Here is a 17515-nt window from a genome sequence, read left to right on the forward strand (position 1 = left end):
GGACGGAGAGGTGAGGCGGACGTGACGCAGCAGAACGACGGGCCCCGGGCGGCGCCCGCCGACGACTGCCCCGGCGGCGCCCGGCGCGGGCGGCCCCGCAGCGAGGCGGCCGAGCAGGCGATCTTCGACGCGGCGATCGGGCTCCTGGAGGCCGGCACCCCGCTCACCGAGCTCTCCATCGAGAAGATCGCCCGCACCGCCGGGGTCGGCAAGGCCACCATTTACCGCCGCTGGCCCGGCAAGGAGGAGCTCTTCGTCGACCTGCTGCGCTCCGTCGAGCCCCCGGACCCGGAGCTGCCCGGCGTCTCCGTCCGGGACGACCTCGTCGCCCTCATGGAGTCGATCCGGCGCCGGGGGCTCGCCAAGCGGAACTCGGCCCTGCTGCACAACGTGTTCTCGCAGATGCAGGCGTATCCCAAGCTGTGGGACGCCTACCACCAGACCGTCATCGAGCCCCGCCGCCGCCTCGGCCTCGACGTCGTACGGCGCGGGATCGAGCTCGGCGAGATCCGCGACGACCTCGACCTGGAGCTCGTCAACGACCTCTTCACCGGCCCGCTGCTGCTGCGCACCGTCATCCGCCCCGGCGCCACCCTCGAACCGGACCTCGCCGAACGGGTCGTCGACGCGGTCATGGAAGGGCTCCGCCCGCGCTCCTGACCCCCGGGGACGAGTCGTACGAATGTGCGCGTTCTGTTACAGCGGAACGCCTCGCACCGCTCTCAGGAACCCGCCACGCGGCTGTGTCGTCCCTCGGGGAGTACGACCGAACCGGAATCGCCTAGGGTCGAGTCCGGGTCGCGGAGCAAGGCAGTGAGGACGGCAGCGATGACGCGGGTGGACATGACGGAGACCGAGAGCGGCGGCGCGCCGCGCGACGAACACCGCCCTTCCCGGTTCGCCGGCCGTCTGCGGGCCCTGCGCGGCGACCGCGGCATCTGGCGCCGAGGCATCCTCCTCGCCCTGTGCGCGGTGCTGCTGACGCTCCTGATGGTCCTCCACGCCGACATCCCCAACCGGATCGGCAACCTCGGCAGCCTCACCGAGACCTTCCTGCCCTGGCTCGGCCTCTTCGTGCCGCTGCTGCTCGTCCTCGCCCTGCTGCGCCGCTCGGCGACGGCCCTGATCGCCCTGCTGCTCCCGGCCCTCGTCTGGGTCAACCTCTTCGGCGGGCTGATCGTCGACAAGTCGGAGCCCGGCGAGGGCCTCACCGTGCTGAGCCACAACGTCAACGCCGACAACCCCGACCCCGAGGGCACGGCCCGTCAGATCGCCGCCTCCGGCGCGGACGTGGTGGCCCTGGAGGAGCTCAAGGGCGACATGGTGCCGACCTACGAGCGGGGACTGGCCGACACCTACCGCTACCACTCGGTCCAGGGCACCGTCGGCCTGTGGAGCCGCTACCCGCTGCGCGACCCGAAGGCGGTCGACATCCGGATGGGCTGGACCCGCGCCATGCGGGCCACCGTCGTCGCCCCCGCCGGGGAGGTGGCGGTCTACGTGGCCCACCTCCCCTCCGTACGGGTCAAGCTGAACGCCGGGTTCACCGCCAACCAGCGCGACAACAGCGCCGACGCCCTCGGCGAGGCCATCTCCCACGACCCGATCCAGCGGATCGTGCTGCTCGGCGACCTCAACGGCACCATGAACGACCGCTCGCTCAACGCGGTCACCTCGCAGCTGCGGTCCACCCAGGGCGCGGCGGGTGACGGCTTCGGCTTCAGCTGGCCGGCGTCCTTCCCGATGGCCCGGATCGACCAGATCATGGTCAAGGGCGTGGAGCCGCTCGCCTCCTGGACCCTCCCGGCGACCGGGAGCGACCACCTGCCGGTCGTGGCCCGCGTCCGGCTCTGAGCCGAGGCCGCGTCAGGAGCGGGCCTCCCGCCAGCGGTTGGTGATCGGCAGCCGCCGGTCCTTGCCGAAGCCCTTCGCGGAGATCTTGGTGCCCGGCGGGTACTGGCGCCGCTTGTACTCCGCCGTGTCCACCATCCGCAGCGTCCGGGCCACCAGCTCCTCGTCGAAGCCCGCCGCCACGATCTCGTCCTTGCCCCGGTCCCGGTCCACGTACAGCTCCAGGACCCGGTCCAGCACCGCGTAGTCCGGCAGCGAGTCCGTGTCCACCTGGTCCGGGCGCAGTTCGGCGCTCGGCGGCTTGCCGATCGAGTTCTCCGGGACCGGCGGCAGCTGCCCGCGCTCCTCGGCGGCCCGGTTGCGCCAGCGCGCGAGCCGGAACACGTCCGACTTGTAGACGTCCTTGATGGGCCCGTACGCGCCGACGGAGTCGCCGTACAGCGTCGAATAGCCCACCGCCAGCTCGGACTTGTTGCCGGGCGCGAGGACCAGGTGGCCCTCCTGGTTGGACAGCGCCATCAGCAGCGTGCCGCGCAGGCGCGACTGGAGGTTCTCCTCGGCGAGCCCGGTCAGCCCCAGCGAGCCCATGTAGGCGTCGAACATCGGCTCGATGGAGACGGTCCGGAAGGAGAGCCCGGTGCGGCGGGCCAGCTCGGCGGCGTCGGCGCGCGAGTGGTCCGAGGAGTACTTCGAGGGCATCGACACCCCGTGCACGTTCGCCGCGCCGACCGCGTCGCAGGCGATCGCGGCGACCAGCGCCGAGTCGATGCCGCCGGACAGGCCGACCAGCACCGACCGGAAGCCGTTCTTGGCGACGTACGCCCGCAGGCCCACCACCAGCGCCGAGTAGACCTCCTCGTCGTCGTCGAGCCGCTCCGCGTAACCGCCGGTCACCTCCGGCTCGTACGCGGGCAGCGGGTCGCCGGAGAGGACCACCCGGTCGATCCGCAGCCCGTCGTCGACGACCCCCTCGGGGGCGTCCGGGAGCGCGGCGGGCAGCTCCAGGTCCAGCACCACGCTGCCCTCGGCGAACTGCGGGGCGCGGGCGATCACCTCCCCGGCCGCGTCGACGACGATCGAGTCGCCGTCGAAGACCAGCTCGTCCTGGCCGCCGGTGCTCGCCAGGTACGCGGTGACGCAGCCGGCCTCCCGGGCGCGGGAGCGGACCAGTTCGAGCCGGGTGTCGTCCTTGTTCCGCTCGTACGGGGAGGCGTTGACCGACAGCAGCAGCCCGGCGCGGGCGCTGCGGGCCGCCGGGACCCGGCCGCCCTCCTGCCACAGGTCCTCGCAGATCGCGAGGGCGACGTCGACGCCGTGGACGCGCAGCACGGGCAGGGTGTCGCCGGGGACGAAGTAGCGGTACTCGTCGAAGACGCCGTAGTTGGGCAGGTGGTGCTTGGCGAAGCGCAGCACCGCCTCGCCCCGGTACAGCACCGCGGCGGCGTTCTCCGGGGAGCCGGCCGGGCGGCCCAGCCGAGGCCGGTCGCGCGCGGAGCGGTCCAGGTAGCCGACGACGACCGGCAGCTCGCCGAGGCCCTCGTCGGCGAGCCGCCGCCCGAGCGCCCGCAGGGCGTCCCGGGAAGCCTCGACGAAGGAGGGGCGCAGCGCCAGGTCCTCGACGGGGTAGCCGGTCAGCACCATCTCGGGGAAGGCGACGAGGTGCGCCCCCTGGGCGGCGGCGTGCCGGGTCCAGCGGACGACGGCCTCGGCGTTCCCGGCGAGATCGCCGACCGTCGAGTCGATCTGATTCAGGGCGAGGCGTAGTTGAGGCACGCTCCCCACTCTAATCGTCAATTCGACGCTATGTCCTGGCGGGCACGAAAAAGGGGGGCGCCGGGCGCCCCCCCCCTGCACGCCCACTCGGTGGGCCTCGCGACTACGAGGTGGGGCCGGACCAGATCGCGGCCTCGTGCTCCAGGATGGTCGGGGCGAGCTCGACCTGGAGCTCGCCGGCGGCGGCGGGGGCCATGGCGAAGGTGAAGTCGGCCTTGGCCTGCTTGCCGGGGAGCACCTTGCCCTGGAAGGGCTTGGTGGCGTTGCTGCCGTCGAAGACCATCTCGGCGGCGGAGCCGTCGGCGCCCTTCGCGTTCGGCAGGGCGATGGCGACGTCGAGCGGCGTCTTGCCGCCGTTGACGATGGTGATGGTCACCTGGAACGCCTTGTTGCCCTTGGTGTAGCCGGCGGCGAAGGCGTCGGGCTTGTGGGCGCGAGGCTTCGAGATGGTGACCTTGACGCCGTCGTCGTACGCGAAGGTCTCGCCGAACTTCAGCGCGCCGGGGGCCTTGTCGGCCGGGGCGTCGGGGGTGGTGTCGGCGCCGGGGGTCGCGGCCGTGCCGGGCTTGGCGGAGGCGGAGGCCGACGGCTCGGCTTCGACCTGCAGGATCTTCTCCTCGGAGACCACGTCGTTCACGGCCATGGCGATGGCGATCGTCCAGACGATGGAGACGACGATCGACAGCGCGCCGAGCACCAGACCGGTGATCGCCTGGCCCTTGTTGGTCGCGAGGCCCTTGCCGGCGCGGGACATGCCGACGATGCCGAAGATCAGGGCCAGCAGGCCCAGGATGCCGCCCAGCCAGAAGAGGAAGGGGATGATGGCGAAGATCAGGCCCACGATGCCGAGCACCAGTGCCGAGACTCCGAGCCCGTTGCGGGGCTGGGCCGGGGGCTGGGTGCCCTGCTGGTCCCAGGGCTGCTGGCCGGGGGGATACGTGGGCATGGTCATGCGCTGTCCTTCACGGGGTCGGGGCAGGGCAAGGCCGCCCCACCCCTGAGGCCATGACCGTAGACCAGCGGGATGTGGAGAGACCATTTGATTTGTGAACGAGATGTGTTCGTGATCCGCGGCGGGGCGAAATGGCCCGCTTGAGGACCTTCGGCGCCGCGACCGGGGGTCTTCGGGGCCCCGTTCCCCCGACATGCGAAGCCGCCCGGCTCCGCTGATCATGGCCCCATGACGACCACCGACGATCCGGCCGAGCCGTCCGGGAACACCGGCGTGGCCGACGCGGAGCTCCGCCGGGACGACGGCACCCGGCGCCAGTTCATCTCCTGGCTGACCCTCGCCTTCATGACGACCGCGTCCGTCGCCTCGCTGCGGCCCTCGCCGTCCATGGCGATCTACGGACTCGCGGCGATCTTCCTCTACCTGCTGCCCGCCCTGGTCTTCCTGCTGCCCACCGCCCTGGTCGCCGCCGAGCTGGCGTCCGGCTGGGAGGGCGGCATCTACCGCTGGGTCAGCGAGGCGCTCGGCAAGCCGCTCGGCTTCCTCGCCGTGTGGTGCCAGTTCGCCATGACGATCGCCTACTACCCGAGCCTGCTCGCCTACGTGGCCTCGACCTTCGCGTACGTCATCGACCCCTCCCTCGCGGAGAACGGCCTCTACGTCGCCATCGTCATCGTCGTCGTCTACTGGTCCGGGGTCTGGATCTCCGCGTACGGGACGAGGACGATCGCCGGCCTGTCGTCCTTCGGCCTGATCGTCGGCACCCTCATCCCCGGCGTCCTGCTCGTCACCCTCGGCCTCGTCTTCCTCGGCCAGGGCAACCCCTCCGCGCAGCCCATGAGCCCCGACCACTGGCTGCCCCCGTGGACCGGCCTCGCCAGCCTGGTCCTCATCGTCAACAACTTCCTCTCCTACGCGGGCATGGAGATGAACGGCGTCCACGTCTCCTCGCTGCGCGACCCCAAGCGCGAGTACCCGAGGTCGATGTTCCTGGCGACCGGGCTCGTCCTGCTGATCTTCATCCTTCCGGCCCTGGCCATCGCCTGGGTGATGCCCTCCGACCAGCTCAGCCTGACCGCCGGGCTCATGCAGGCGTTCCAGGCGTTCTTCGACCACTTCTCGATCGGCTGGATGACCAAGGTCGTCGGCGTCATGCTGGTCTGCGCCGCCCTCGGCGGGATGCTCACCTGGCTCTCCGGGCCCGCCAAGGGCCTCGTCCTGCTCTCCCGGCAGGAGGGCTACCTGCCGCCCGCCTTCCAGAAGTTCAACAAGGCGGGCGCCCCGATGAACATCATGGTCGCCCAGGGCGTGGTCACCACCCTGATCGGCGTCCTCTACGCCTTCAGCGACGACGTCTCCAGCGCGTACTGGATGTTCTCCGTGATCACCGTGCAGATCTACCTCATCGCCTACCTGCTGATGTTCGTCGCCGTCGTCAAGCTCCGCAGGAGCCGCCCCGAGGTCGAGCGCGGCTTCCGGGTCCCCGCCGTCGCCTGGGTCGCCGGGATCGGCTTCGTCTCCTCCGTCGCCGCCCTCGCCATCGGCTTCGTGCCGCCGGACCGGTTCGGCGACCAGCCGCTGTGGCGCTACCTCCTGATCGTCGGCGGCGGCCTGCTCGTGCTCGGCCTGCTCATCCCCGGCGCCCTGCTCAGATACCGCAAGCCCGGCTGGATCCACCCGGAACACCGGGAACCATCCGGCACCCCCTGACGTAGGACGAGTGTGTCCAGGAATGCCCCGCGTGCCGCCGCCGTCCTCCTCGCGCTCGGAGCGCTCGCGTACACCGCGTGGGTCCTCGAAGTCGTCCTCCAGACCGGGCTCGACCCGGTCCGGACGTACGTCTCCGAGCTGGCCGCCGCCGACCAGCCGCTCGGCGGCCTGTTCCGCGCCACCGACCTCGTCGCCGGGCTGCTCGTCCTCGCGGGCGCGCTGGCCGGCCTCGCGGCCACCGGCTGGCACGGCCGGGCGGGCGGCGCCGGGACCTCCTGGGCCCGCCGCGAACCGGGCCGCCGCCGCCCCTGGCTGCTGCTGGGCTGGCTCGCCCTCGCCCTCTTCGGGGCCGCCACCGCCGTCGACTCCCGGCTGCCGCTGAGCTGCACGCCCACCGCCGACCCCGAGTGCGCGGCCCGCGAGACCGCCGGCCTCGTCCCCGCCACCCACACCGCCCACGCCGTCAGCTCCAGCCTCGCCATGGCCGGGGCGCTGACCGCCATAGTGGCCCTCACCGTCGCCGCCCGCCGCTACCGCCTGTGGCGCCCCCTGGCCCGCACCGGCCCGGTCCTCGTCGCCCTCGAACTCGCCGCCACCGCCTGGACCCTCGCCGCGATCGCCTCCTTCGAGGCGGGCAACGGCCTGTGGTCCCTGGGCGCCGGCCAGCGCCTCCAGGTCGCCCTGGTCGCCCTGTGGCTGGCGGTCCTGGCCTGGTCCGTCCACCGGGAGACCCGCACCGGCGAGGCCGCCGCTTCGGGCGGGGGCCGGGCTGGGACGGCCGGGGCGGCCGGGGCGCCTGGGGCGGCAGGGCCGTCCGGGGCGTCCGGGCCGCCAGGGGCAGCCGGGGCCGCCGGGCCGTCCGGGCCGCCGGGGCCTACCGGACCGACCGGGCCGCCAGGCCCGTCCGGACCACCCGACCCGCCCGAGCCCCCGGTACGGGACCGGGGACGGCGCTCGTGAACGGGGAGCCGCGCCCCCGCTTCGTCCGGGTCGGCGGCGTCCCGCACCACGTCGTCGTCGACGGGGACGGGCCCGTCTGCGTGCTGGCCACCGGGCTCGGGCTGAGCTGGTTCGACTGGGCGCCGGTCGTCCCGCTGCTCGCCCCGCACCGCACCGTCGTCCGCTTCGACCGCCCCGGCCACGGCCTCTCCGCCCCCGCCGCCGGGCCCGCCACCGTCACCGGCGAGGCCGACCGGATCGCCGCGATCCTCGACGCCCTGCGGCTGCCCGGCCCCGCCACCGTCGTCGGCCACTCCATCGCGGGCTTCCACGCCGAGGCGTTCGCGCGCCTGCACCCGGCCCGTACCGCCGCGCTCGTGCTCGTCGACTCCTCCGTGGAGGAGCGCCCCCGCGCCTCCCGCACCGCCCCGGCCCGCGCCCGCGCGCTCGGCGCGCTGCTGTCCGCCGCCGGGGTCCCGGCCGCCCTCGGACCGCTCGCCCGCCGCCTCTCCGTACGGCACGACCCCGCCCCGCCCGCCCTCGTCCGCCGCGTCTACCGCACCTCGAGGGTCTTCCGCGGCGCCCTCGACGAGAACGCCCGCTACGGCGCCGTGGCCGCCGAGCTCCTCGCCCTGCGCGAGCGCGCCCCGCTGCCGCCGGGCCTGCCCGTCACCGTGCTCGCCGCGCCCGACGGCTCCGCCCGCTGGGCGCGCCGCCAGCGCGCGCTGGCCCGCCGGCTCGGCGCCCGCTACGAGGCGGCCGAGCCGTCGGGCCATCTGGTCATGCTGGACCGCCCGGAAGCGGTGGCCGGGGCGGTGCTGGGGGACTGAGGGCGGCTCAGGAGGCCGCTCAGGAAGCCGCGTACACGCTCGCGCAGAACGCCTTCAGCTGCTCGTCCGTCAGCCGCTGCGCCAGATCCGCCTCGCTGATCATGCCGACCAGCCGCTTGTCCTCGATGACGGGCAGCCGCCGGATCTGATGGCTCTGCATCTCCTCCAGGACCGCGCCCACGTCGGCGCCCGAGTCGATCCAGCGGGGCGTGCCCTTCGCCATCTCACCGCAGGTGATCTTGGCGGGATCGTGGCCCATGGCCACACAGCCCACCACGATGTCGCGGTCCGTGATGATGCCGGTCAGCCGTTCGTTCTGGTCGGCGATGGGCAGGGCGCCCACGTTCAGTTCGCGCATCAGCTGCGCGGCACGGTCGAGCGTCTCGTGTGCGGGGATCCACTGGGCCCCCGGGTGCATGATGTCCTTCGCCGTGGTCATGGGGCGCGTACCTTTCGTCGAACGCCTGACGTCGGACGCAGGCGTGCGTACGGGGTCCCCGAGCACCCCCCATTGTCCGGGCGCGACGCGGCCCCCGCGACCGCTGGGGTCACGGGGGCCGGCGCATCGGCACAGGGGGGGCGGCGGTCAGGCGCCGCGCTCCTTGAGCATGTCCGCCATCAGCTTGATCTCGGACTCCTGGGCGTCGACCATGCCCTGCGCCAGGTCCCGCTCGACCCCGGGCACACAGCGCTCGACACAGCCCTGGGCCATGTGGATGCCGCCCTTGTGGTGCGCGGTCATCAGCTTCAGGTACAGCACCTCCGCGTCCCGCCCGGACGCCTTGCGCAGCCGGTCCAGGTCGGCGCGGGTGGCCATGCCCGGCATGAGCTCGCCGTCCTCGCCGCCCGCGGCCGTGGAGCCCATGCCCATCCAGGTCATCGGCTCCACGCCGGACTGCACCTTCGGCAGCCCCCACATGTCGAGCCAGCCCAGCATCATGCCCCGCTGGTTGGCCTGGGTGTTGGCGATGTCGTACGCGAGCCGCCGCACCGCCTCGTCCTTCGTACGGTCGCGGACGATGAAGGACATCTCGACGGCCTGCTGGTGGTGGACGGACATGTCACGGGCGAAGCCCGCGTCCGCCGACTCCGCGGTGGGCGTGCTCGGCGCCCGGTCGCGGTCCGCGGAGGCGACGGTGACCGCGCCCCCGGCGAACAGCAGGGCCAGGACCACGGCGGTGACGGACGCCCACTGCGTCCGGTTCAGCTTCACTGGCCCATCCCGGCGCCGCCCTGACCGTCCGCGCCGACCCCGCCGGTGCAGGCGGCGCCCGGCTCGGGGGTCTGCGGGCCGCCCACGTACTTGGTGAAGAAGGCGTCGACCCGCGGGTCGCCCGCCCCGTCCACGGTGACCTGCTTGCCCCAGGCGCTCAGCATGATCGCGCCGGCCTGGTCGTCGACCGGGCTCATCAGCGAGTACGGGGTCTTCTTGACCTTCGCGCTCAGCTTCTCGATGTCGGCGGGGGACGCCTTCTTGTTGTACGTCACCCAGACGGCCCCGTGCTCCAGGGAGTGCACCGCGTTGGTGTCGTTCACGGCCTTGTCGTAGACGTCGCCGTTGCAGTTCTGCCAGACGGGGTTGTGGTCCCCGCCGACCGGCGGCTTCATGTCGTACTTCACCGGGGTGGTGACGTGGTTGCGGCCCAGCTTCTTGGCGTCCCAGGACTTCTCGTCCTTGATGGGCGCCTTCGCGGCGGCCTCCTGCTGCTCCTGCTCCTTGTTCTCCTTGGTGATCACCCAGCCGCCGAAGCCGACGAGGCTGAGCACGACGACGCTGGAGAGACCGATGGTCAGGAGACGGTTGCGGCGCTCACGGGCCTGCTCGGCGCGGCGCAGCTCGGCTATCTTCGCGCGGCGGTCGGCGGTGGTGGAGCGGTTCGCGGCCATGGTGGTGTCGTCCTTCTCGGAAGTTCGGAAGTGAAAGAAGAAATGCGAACGAACTGAGGGGGATAACCCGGCCGGTTACGTCCGCAGGACCTGAAGGACGTGGAGGTCCGGCGCACGGGCCCGTGCGGCCGGGCCGGGCGCGGGGCCGGAGTGGTGCGGCGCGCCGGGGCGCGGGGGCCGTCCCTCCGGGTGCAGCGGGGCCGCCGGCGGCGGGGCGCTGAGCACCGCGGGGGAGAGGGACGGGAAGAGGGAGCAGCCGGCCGGGTCGTAGGGGCAGACGAACTGCTCGACGACCGAGGCGTGGTGCCGGGTGGTCCGCTCGTGCTCGGCGAAGGAGCCGCCGCCGACGGTGTCGCGGGCCCCCAGACAGAGGAAGAGCGCGCCGACGAGCGTCGCCACGGCACTCGCCAGTGCCAGGGGACGCGCGTGTCGCGGCGGGCCGATGAGCCGGGAGGCTCCCATGGGCGCCGATCGTAGTGGTTGAAGGGTGTCCTTGGGCCGAACGGGGTACCAGTCGGTACCGGAAAGATGCCTGACCGGCGCCGCTTTCCGGCCGCTTCCCCGTTACCTCGGTCACAGCGGAGCAGGCACTATGGGTGTGCAACGTGCACGAAACCATGTGGTGGGATGCTCAGGTGCCCCCCGATGTGCCCGAGGCGGTGGCAGCAGGCGGCCTGACCAGCGAGGATGGGTGTGGAAATGGACAAGCAGCAGGAATTTGTGCTCCGTACGCTCGAGGAGCGCGACATCCGCTTCGTGCGTCTGTGGTTCACCGACGTGCTGGGCTTCCTGAAGTCGGTGGCCGTCGCCCCGGCCGAGCTTGAGCAGGCGTTCGACGAGGGCATCGGCTTCGACGGCTCGGCGATCGAGGGCTTCGCCCGTGTATACGAATCGGACATGATCGCCAAGCCGGACCCGGGCACCTTCCAGATCCTGCCCTGGCGCGCGGAGGCCCCCGGCACGGCCCGGATGTTCTGCGACATCCTGATGCCCGACGGCTCGCCGTCCTTCGCGGACCCGCGCTACGTCCTCAAGCGGGCCCTCGCGAAGACCTCGGACCTGGGCTTCACGTTCTACACCCACCCCGAGATCGAGTTCTTCCTGCTGAAGGACAAGCCGCTGGACGGCACCCGCCCCACCCCCGCCGACAACTCAGGCTATTTCGACCACACCCCGCAGAACGTGGGCATGGACTTCCGCCGCCAGGCCATCACCATGCTCGAATCGATGGGCATCTCGGTGGAGTTCTCCCACCACGAGGGCGCGCCGGGCCAGCAGGAGATCGACCTGCGCTACGCGGACGCGCTGTCCACGGCGGACAACATCATGACCTTCCGCCTGGTCATGAAGCAGGTCGCGCTCGAACAGGGCGTGCAGGCCACGTTCATGCCGAAGCCGTTCTCCGACTACCCCGGCTCCGGGATGCACACCCACCTCTCCCTCTTCGAGGGCGACCGCAACGCGTTCTACGAGTCGGGCTCGGAGTACCAGCTCTCCAAGGTGGGCCGCTCCTTCATCGCGGGCCTGCTGAAGCACGCCGGCGAGATCTCGGCCGTGACGAACCAGTGGGTCAACTCCTACAAGCGCATCTGGGGCGGCTCGGGCCGCACCGCCGGCTCCGGCGGCGAGGCCCCCGCGTACATCTGCTGGGGCCACAACAACCGCTCCGCCCTGATCCGCGTCCCGATGTACAAGCCGGGCAAGATGGGCTCCTCCCGCGTCGAGGTCCGCTCCATCGACTCGGGCGCCAACCCCTACCTGACCTACGCGGTCCTCCTCGCGGCGGGCCTCAAGGGCATCGAGGAGGGCTACGAACTCCCGGCCGGCGCCGACGACGACGTCTGGGCCCTGAGCGACGCCGAACGCCGCGCGATGGGCATCGAGCCCCTCCCGCAGAACCTGGGCGAGGCCATCGCCCTGATGGAACGCAGCGAACTGGTCGCGGAGACCCTCGGCGAGCACGTCTTCGACTTCTTCCTCCGCAACAAGAAGCAGGAGTGGGAGGAGTACCGCAGCGAGGTCACCGCCTTCGAGCTCCGCAAGAACCTGCCGGTGCTGTAGGCGCGGCTCAGACGGCGGACCCCGCCCGATCCACCCTCGGCCCGGCCGGACGCGCTCCCGCGTCCGGCCGGGCCGCTCGCCGATTCCCGGACGCCCGTCGCCCCCGTGCGGAGTGCCCTTCTGTCTGCCCTCGCACGCCTTGTGCCCCGACGGCGGCGGGGAACAAGGTGAGTCGCTCATGCCGAGCCATCCGAGAGGGGACGCCTTGCACCAGCACGAGCGCACACACGGGGGATAGACCGGAGGGACACCTGCCGGGGCACCGCGGCGGCCCGCCCCGACCGGCCCGACGGGTGATCTGCCGCACGGAATGACCGGCCCCCTGAGCCCGTCGGCAGTGACCGCCCTACAGCGCGTGGCGGGCAACGCCGCGACAACGCGTGCGCTGGCGGCCTACCGCGGGCACACGCCGTACGGCACGGACCCGACCGTCCAGCGCGCCGAGAACGACAACGCCGGCGGGGGCACCGGCGCGGCGGAGACGCAGAGCGTCGCCGAGGGCGAAGTCAAGGAGGTCGGCTCGGGCGGCACGATCGTCTATCCCTCGGTCACAAGCTGCCTGACCATCACTGTCTACCTCCGGGACGGCGGCAAAGTCGGCGGTCATGCCAGTCTGTTCAGAGTGGACGGAGGCATGTACTCCGACGAGATCCTGAAGGCGATAAAGGACCAGGTGGGCGGGAGAAGGGTGGAGAGGATCGATGTCAGTGGTGCCGCCTCGGCGTGGCACCCCGCGTACCTGGAGAAGGCCATGGAGAGGCCCGGCCCGTCCCCGGAGCATACGAAGCGCGACTTTGCCGGCATCCGCAAGGTAGTAGCCAGGGTCTTGAACCGACAGGAGGGGAAGGTCACCGTAACCGAGACTCAGGACGGCACGCTGACCAGGTGAGAGGGACGGGCCGCCGGTCCGCAAACCCGTTGCGTCCGCCCCCGGGGCTGGCCGAGACTGCGGCCAATGACTGAGATCAAGATCATTGAGACCGAGCGCCTGGTCCTGCACCCGCTCTCCTTCGGCGACGCCCAGCGCATCGTCGACGCCCGGCCCGCCGAAGGCGAGCGGTGGGCCGCCGAGTATCCCGGCGTCGGTGACGTCCGCAGCGCGCGGGCGTTCCTCGACGGGATCGCCGAGCGGGGCGACCCGGGGGCCTACCGGCCGTACGCGATCCGGCTCGCCGCCGACGGGCTCGTCATCGGCGGCATCGGCTTCCACCGGCCGCCCGGCCCCGACGGCGTCGTCACCATCGGCTACGGGCTGGTCCCCGAGCACCGCGGCCACGGCTACGCCAGCGAGTCGCTGCGCGGCATGATCGCCCGCGCCCGCGAGGCCGGCGCGAGCGCCGTGCGCGGTGACGCGGACCTCGCCAACATCCCCTCCCAGCGGGTGATGGAGGCCGCCGGCATGGCGTACGAGGGAGAGGACGAGACCGTCCGGAATTATCGGATCGTCTTCGGCGGCGGTAGCGGTAGCGGCAGCGCGGGCGCGTCCTAGCGGTCCGACAGCTCCGACGGTGCCTCCTGGACCACCCAGCCGTTGCCGTCCGGGTCCGCGAAGGTCATGAAGGAGTTCCAGGTCTCCCCCTTGCCCTCCTCCCACCCCGTCGCCCCCACGTGCATCACCGGCGACACCTCCACACCGGCCGCCATCAGCGCGCCCCGGGCGCCCTCGATGTCCGTGACGCACAGCTGGAGGCCGCGCAGGGTGCCCGGGGCCATCTCCCGGGTGCCCGGGAACGGCGGCATCCCCTGGATCAGCGTCAGCGAACACCGCGAACCCGGAGGGGTGATCTGGACGATCCGGATGCCCGGCGCCACCTCCTGGTCCAGGTCCACCGCGAAGCCGCACTTCCCGGCGTAGAACTCCTTGGCCCGGTCCACATCGGCGACGGGCACGGGCACGACTTCCAGGGTCCAGTTCACGATCGGGGCTCCTCGCTCGGCTGCGGTCGGCCCCACCACCCTGTACGAAGATCTCCCGCCACGCACCTCGGAACACCAACCCGGCTCCAGGAGGACTAGGCTCGTCCGGGTACTGGACCGACCGGTGGAGGGAGCGCTGGCATGACGGTGCCGGGACGCAGGAGCAGTACGTTCAGCAGGCTGCTGCGACACGGGTTCACCGATCCGTCCGCCGCCGAGCGCCTGCTCGACCTGGAGGAGCTGTCCGCCCTGCGCGGCGACCCGGTGCTCCTCGACGCCCTCGGCGGCACGGCCGACCCCGACCTCGCCCTGCGCGGCCTGGTCCGGCTCGTCGAGGCGCAGCCCGAGGCCGAACGGCCCGCGCTGACCACCACGCTGCTCTCCGCCAAGCCCTTCCGCGACCGGCTGCTCGGCGTGCTCGGCGCCTCCGAGGCGCTCGCCGACCACCTGACCCGCCACCCCCTCGACTGGCAGGCCCTCGTCACGTACGAGGCCGCCGATCTGCACCCGGGCGTCGCCGAGTTCGAGCGCGGGCTCGCCGAGGCCGACGACCCGGTCTCGCTGCGGGTCGCCTACCGGCGCTGCCTGCTCGCCATCGCCGCGCGCGACGTGTGCGGCACCATAGACGTCGCCGAGACCGCCGCCGAGCTCGCCGACCTCGCCACCGCCACCCTGCGCGCCGCCCTCGCCCTGGCGAGCGCCGCCGCGCCCGAGGACGCCGCGCAGTGCCGGCTCGCCGTCATCGCCATGGGCAAGTGCGGCGGCCACGAGCTCAACTACGTCTCCGACGTCGACGTCATCTTCGTCGGCGAGCCCGCCGAGGGCGCCGACGAGGGCAAGGCGATCCAGGCCGCCACCCGGCTCGCCTCCCACCTCATGCGGATCTGCTCCGAGACCACCGTCGAGGGCACCATCTGGCCGGTGGACGCCAACCTCCGCCCCGAGGGCCGCAACGGCCCCCTCGTCCGCACCCTCTCCTCCCACCTCGCCTACTACCAGCGCTGGGCCAAGACCTGGGAGTTCCAGGCCCTGCTGAAGGCCCGTCCGGTCGCCGGCGACCAGGAGCTCGGCGCCGCCTACGTCGAGGCCCTCTCCCCGCTCGTCTGGCACGCCGCCGAGCGCGAGAACTTCGTCCCCGACGTGCAGAAGATGCGCCGCCGGGTCGTCGACAACATCCCCGCCGCCCAGGTCGACCGCGAGCTGAAGCTCGGCCCCGGCGGCCTGCGCGACGTCGAGTTCGCCGTCCAGCTCCTCCAGCTCGTGCACGGCCGCAGCGACGCCACTCTGCACAGCGGCAGCACCCTCGACGCGCTCGCCGCCCTCGCCTCGGGCGGCTACGTCGGCCGCGCCGACGCCGCCCAGCTCGACGAGGCGTACCGCTTCCTGCGCGCCATGGAGCACCGCATCCAGCTCTACCGGCTGCGCCGCACCCACCTCGTCCCCGAGGCGGACGAGGACCTGCGCCGCCTCGGCCGCTCCCTCGGCCTGCGCACCGACCCGGTCGCGGCGCTCACCAAGGAGTGGAAGCGGCACGCGGCCGTCGTGCGCCGCCTGCACGAGAAGCTGTTCTACCGCCCGCTCCTCGACGCCGTCGCCCAGCTCGCCCCCGGCGAGATCCGGCTCAGCCCCAAGGCCGCCGGCCAGCGCCTCGAAGCCCTCGGCTACGCCGACCCGTCCGCCGCCCTGCGCCACCTGGAGGCGCTGTCCTCCGGCGTCAGCCGCAAGGCCGCCATCCAGCGCACCCTGCTGCCGGTGCTGCTCGGCTGGTTCGCCGACTCCGCCGACCCGGACGCGGGCCTCCTCGGCTTCCGCAAGGTCTCCGACGCGCTCGGCAAGACCCCCTGGTACCTGCGCCTGCTGCGCGACGAGGGCGCCGCCGCCGAGAACCTGGCCCGGGTCCTGTCCGCCGGCCGCCTCGCCCCCGACCTGCTGCTGCGCGCCCCCGAGGCGGTCGCGATCCTCGGCGACCCGGAGGGCCTCAAGCCGCGCGGCCGGGAGCACCTGGAGCAGGAGGTGCTGGCCGCCGTCGGGCGCGCGGACGGCGCCGAGCAGGCGGTGGCGGCGGCCCGCGGGGTGCGCCGCCGCGAGCTGTTCCGCACCGCCGCCGCCGACCTCATCCGCTCGTACGGTACGGAGGACAGCCCGCGCGAGCCCGACCCCGGCGCGCTCGTGGACCGGGTCGGCCAGGCCGTCACCGACCTCAACGCGGCCACCCTCGCGGGCGCCCTCCGGGCCGCCGTACGGGCCGAGTGGGGCGACGAACTCCCCACCCGCTTCGCGGTCATCGGCATGGGCCGCTTCGGCGGCGGCGAACTCGGCTACGGCTCCGACGCGGACGTGCTGTTCGTGCACGAGCCCCGCGAGGGCGTCGACGAGCAGGAGGCGTCCCGGGCCGCCAACCGGGTCGTCGCCGAGATGCGCAGGCTGCTGCAAGTCCCCACCGCCGACCCGCCGCTGCTCATCGACGCGGACCTGCGCCCGGAGGGCAAGAGCGGCCCGCTGGTCCGCACCCTCAAGTCGTACGAGGCGTACTACCGGCGCTGGTCGCTGGTCTGGGAGAGCCAGGCCCTGCTGCGCGCCGAGCCGATGGCGGGCGACGCGGACCTGGGCGCGCGCTTCATCGCGCTGGCCGACCCGCTGCGCTACCCGGCGGAGGGGCTCGGCGAGGACGCGGTGCGCGAGATCCGGCGGCTCAAGGCCCGGATGGAGACCGAGCGGCTGCCGCGCGGCGCCGATCCGACCCTCCACGCCAAGCTGGGCCGCGGCGGGCTGAGCGACGTCGAGTGGACGGTGCAGCTGATGCAGATGCGGCACGGCTGGGCCGAGCCGGGGCTGCGCACCACCCGCACCCGCGAGGCGCTGGCCGCCGCGCGCGCGGCGGGGCTGCTGCCCACGGACGAGGCGCAGATCCTGGACGACGCCTGGGTGCTGGCGACCCGGGTGCGCAACGCGGTGATGCTGGTCCGGGGCCGCCCCGGCGACACCTTCCCCTCGGAGCCGCGCGAACTGGCCGCGGTCGGGCGCTACCTGGGCTACGGGCCGGGCCACGTCGGCGAGATGGTCGACGACTACCGCCGGATCACGCGCCGGGCGCGGGCGGTGGTGGAGGAGCGCTTCTACGGCGCGTAGCGGCGCGGCGCGCGGCGGCGGTGGGCACGAGCGAGGCGAGCGCGGTCAGGCCCACCACGAGGGCGAGCCGGCTCAGCGGGAGTACGGTGCCGGGGGCGTCGTCGAGGAGGTCGATCCCGTTCCATACGGTGACGATCCAGGCGCCGGTCCCGGTGAGCACGGTCACCCAGAGCCCGCGCTCGCCGGAGATCCGCAGCCCGATCCACAGCACCAGGGGCAGCACCAGGGCGGTGTTCATGAGGGCGGTGGTGAACGCCTGGTCGGCGGAGTAGGCCGGGCCCCCGCCGCCCAGGGTGGACGCGGCCTGTCCGGCGAAGCCCAGGTAGAGGGTGTCGGAGAGGATCAGGTGCGCGGCGGCGACGGCCAGCGAGGAGACGGCCAGGGCCTTGAACGGCCGTGAGACGGTGGTCATGGACGCGACTATACGTAGTGTGTATACATGGAGCGCATAGTGGGGTGCGGGAGG

The 17515-nt window shown here is 72.9% G+C and carries 16 protein-coding genes and 1 pseudogene; 9 read left to right on the top strand and 8 right to left on the bottom strand.

Features of this window, described 5'->3' with window-relative positions; genetic code table 11:
• Window positions 1-21 precede the first annotated feature (21 nt).
• Both AB0C99_RS27445 and AB0C99_RS27450 read left to right on the top strand, forming a co-directional pair.
• Window positions 22-660, top strand: a complete 639-nt coding sequence (locus AB0C99_RS27445) for a TetR/AcrR family transcriptional regulator (protein ID WP_362480297.1) — start codon at window positions 22-24, stop codon at window positions 658-660.
• A 168-nt stretch (window positions 661-828) separates the two neighbouring features.
• The gene (locus AB0C99_RS27450; RefSeq protein ID WP_362480299.1) at window positions 829-1854 is read left to right on the top strand and encodes an endonuclease/exonuclease/phosphatase family protein; all 1026 of its coding nucleotides are present in this window, start codon (window positions 829-831) and stop codon (window positions 1852-1854) included.
• A gap of 12 nt (window positions 1855-1866) precedes the next feature.
• Here AB0C99_RS27450 and AB0C99_RS27455 read toward each other — a convergent pair whose 3' ends face one another.
• Complete coding sequence (locus AB0C99_RS27455; protein WP_362480302.1) at window positions 1867-3624, bottom strand: NAD+ synthase; 1758 nt, start codon at window positions 3622-3624, stop codon at window positions 1867-1869.
• A gap of 103 nt (window positions 3625-3727) precedes the next feature.
• On the bottom strand, window positions 3728-4576 hold the full coding sequence (locus AB0C99_RS27460) for a DUF4190 domain-containing protein (protein ID WP_362480304.1): 849 nt from the start codon (window positions 4574-4576) through the stop codon (window positions 3728-3730).
• Between the two features lie 228 nt (window positions 4577-4804).
• On the opposite strand from AB0C99_RS27460, the gene AB0C99_RS27465 reads away from it, so the two are divergent.
• From AB0C99_RS27465 to AB0C99_RS27475, 3 genes and pseudogenes are all read left to right on the top strand, one after another.
• A complete protein-coding gene (locus tag AB0C99_RS27465; protein WP_362480307.1) occupies window positions 4805-6286 on the top strand; it encodes an APC family permease in 1482 nt (493 codons plus the stop codon).
• 12 nt (window positions 6287-6298) lie between these two features.
• Window positions 6299-7021, top strand: a pseudogene (locus tag AB0C99_RS27470) (DUF998 domain-containing protein); the annotation flags it as partial.
• 221 nt (window positions 7022-7242) lie between these two features.
• Window positions 7243-8055 carry an alpha/beta fold hydrolase gene (locus tag AB0C99_RS27475; RefSeq protein ID WP_362480310.1) on the top strand — a complete coding sequence of 271 codons (813 nt, stop codon included), beginning with the start codon at window positions 7243-7245 and terminating at the stop codon, window positions 8053-8055.
• A gap of 19 nt (window positions 8056-8074) precedes the next feature.
• Here the strand turns inward: AB0C99_RS27475 and AB0C99_RS27480 are convergent, their stop codons facing one another.
• The 4 genes from AB0C99_RS27480 to AB0C99_RS27495 all read right to left on the bottom strand — a co-directional run bounded on the left by AB0C99_RS27480 (window position 8075) and on the right by AB0C99_RS27495 (window position 10404).
• Window positions 8075-8494 carry a CBS domain-containing protein gene (locus AB0C99_RS27480; RefSeq protein WP_362480313.1) on the bottom strand — a complete coding sequence of 140 codons (420 nt, stop codon included), beginning with the start codon at window positions 8492-8494 and terminating at the stop codon, window positions 8075-8077.
• Between the two features lie 147 nt (window positions 8495-8641).
• Entirely contained in the window at window positions 8642-9268 is a 627-nt protein-coding gene (locus AB0C99_RS27485) for a DUF305 domain-containing protein (RefSeq protein ID WP_362480316.1), read from the bottom strand.
• A complete protein-coding gene (locus AB0C99_RS27490) occupies window positions 9265-9942 on the bottom strand; it encodes a DUF3105 domain-containing protein (RefSeq protein ID WP_362480319.1) in 678 nt (225 codons plus the stop codon). Before AB0C99_RS27490 ends, AB0C99_RS27485 begins: the two co-directional genes overlap by 4 nt.
• Window positions 9943-10017: 75 nt before the next feature.
• Complete coding sequence (locus AB0C99_RS27495; protein WP_362480322.1) at window positions 10018-10404, bottom strand: hypothetical protein; 387 nt, start codon at window positions 10402-10404, stop codon at window positions 10018-10020.
• Window positions 10405-10641: 237 nt separating this feature from the next.
• Between AB0C99_RS27495 and AB0C99_RS27500 the strand changes: the two genes are divergently transcribed.
• The 3 genes from AB0C99_RS27500 (at window position 10642) to AB0C99_RS27510 (ending at window position 13492) form a co-directional block, all read left to right on the top strand.
• The gene (locus AB0C99_RS27500; RefSeq protein WP_132915727.1) at window positions 10642-12003 is read left to right on the top strand and encodes a glutamine synthetase family protein; all 1362 of its coding nucleotides are present in this window, start codon (window positions 10642-10644) and stop codon (window positions 12001-12003) included.
• Between the two features lie 355 nt (window positions 12004-12358).
• A complete protein-coding gene (locus AB0C99_RS27505) occupies window positions 12359-12892 on the top strand; it encodes a hypothetical protein (protein WP_362480325.1) in 534 nt (177 codons plus the stop codon).
• Between the two features lie 66 nt (window positions 12893-12958).
• A complete protein-coding gene (locus AB0C99_RS27510) occupies window positions 12959-13492 on the top strand; it encodes a GNAT family N-acetyltransferase (RefSeq protein ID WP_362480328.1) in 534 nt (177 codons plus the stop codon).
• Here AB0C99_RS27510 and AB0C99_RS27515 read toward each other — a convergent pair.
• On the bottom strand, window positions 13489-13920 hold the full coding sequence (locus AB0C99_RS27515) for a VOC family protein (RefSeq protein ID WP_362480331.1): 432 nt from the start codon (window positions 13918-13920) through the stop codon (window positions 13489-13491). The genes AB0C99_RS27510 and AB0C99_RS27515 overlap by 4 nt on opposite strands.
• A 141-nt stretch (window positions 13921-14061) precedes the next feature.
• On the opposite strand from AB0C99_RS27515, the gene AB0C99_RS27520 reads away from it, so the two are divergent.
• Window positions 14062-17049 carry a bifunctional [glutamine synthetase] adenylyltransferase/[glutamine synthetase]-adenylyl-L-tyrosine phosphorylase gene (locus tag AB0C99_RS27520; RefSeq protein WP_362480334.1) on the top strand — a complete coding sequence of 996 codons (2988 nt, stop codon included), beginning with the start codon at window positions 14062-14064 and terminating at the stop codon, window positions 17047-17049.
• Here AB0C99_RS27520 and AB0C99_RS27525 read toward each other — a convergent pair.
• Complete coding sequence (locus AB0C99_RS27525; RefSeq protein WP_362480337.1) at window positions 17000-17461, bottom strand: hypothetical protein; 462 nt, start codon at window positions 17459-17461, stop codon at window positions 17000-17002. The genes AB0C99_RS27520 and AB0C99_RS27525 overlap by 50 nt on opposite strands.
• Window positions 17462-17515: the final 54 nt, after the last annotated feature.

Source organism: Streptomyces sp. NPDC048659, from assembly GCF_040650575.1.
Classification (GTDB): domain Bacteria; phylum Actinomycetota; class Actinomycetes; order Streptomycetales; family Streptomycetaceae; genus Streptomyces.

Bases quoted from the DNA above. Each gene is read 5' to 3' on its own strand.
- AB0C99_RS27450 (WP_362480299.1), top strand. From the start codon at position 829: ATGACGCGGGTGGACATGACGGAGACCGAGAGCGGCGGCGCGCCGCGC.
- AB0C99_RS27460 (WP_362480304.1), bottom strand. From the start codon at position 4,576: ATGACCATGCCCACGTATCCCCCCGGCCAGCAGCCCTGGGACCAGCAG.
- AB0C99_RS27465 (WP_362480307.1), top strand. From the start codon at position 4,805: ATGACGACCACCGACGATCCGGCCGAGCCGTCCGGGAACACCGGCGTG.
- AB0C99_RS27480 (WP_362480313.1), bottom strand. From the start codon at position 8,494: ATGACCACGGCGAAGGACATCATGCACCCGGGGGCCCAGTGGATCCCC.
- AB0C99_RS27490 (WP_362480319.1), bottom strand. From the start codon at position 9,942: ATGGCCGCGAACCGCTCCACCACCGCCGACCGCCGCGCGAAGATAGCC.
- AB0C99_RS27495 (WP_362480322.1), bottom strand. From the start codon at position 10,404: ATGGGAGCCTCCCGGCTCATCGGCCCGCCGCGACACGCGCGTCCCCTG.
- AB0C99_RS27500 (WP_132915727.1), top strand. From the start codon at position 10,642: ATGGACAAGCAGCAGGAATTTGTGCTCCGTACGCTCGAGGAGCGCGAC.
- AB0C99_RS27510 (WP_362480328.1), top strand. From the start codon at position 12,959: ATGACTGAGATCAAGATCATTGAGACCGAGCGCCTGGTCCTGCACCCG.
- AB0C99_RS27520 (WP_362480334.1), top strand. From the start codon at position 14,062: ATGACGGTGCCGGGACGCAGGAGCAGTACGTTCAGCAGGCTGCTGCGA.
- AB0C99_RS27525 (WP_362480337.1), bottom strand. From the start codon at position 17,461: ATGACCACCGTCTCACGGCCGTTCAAGGCCCTGGCCGTCTCCTCGCTG.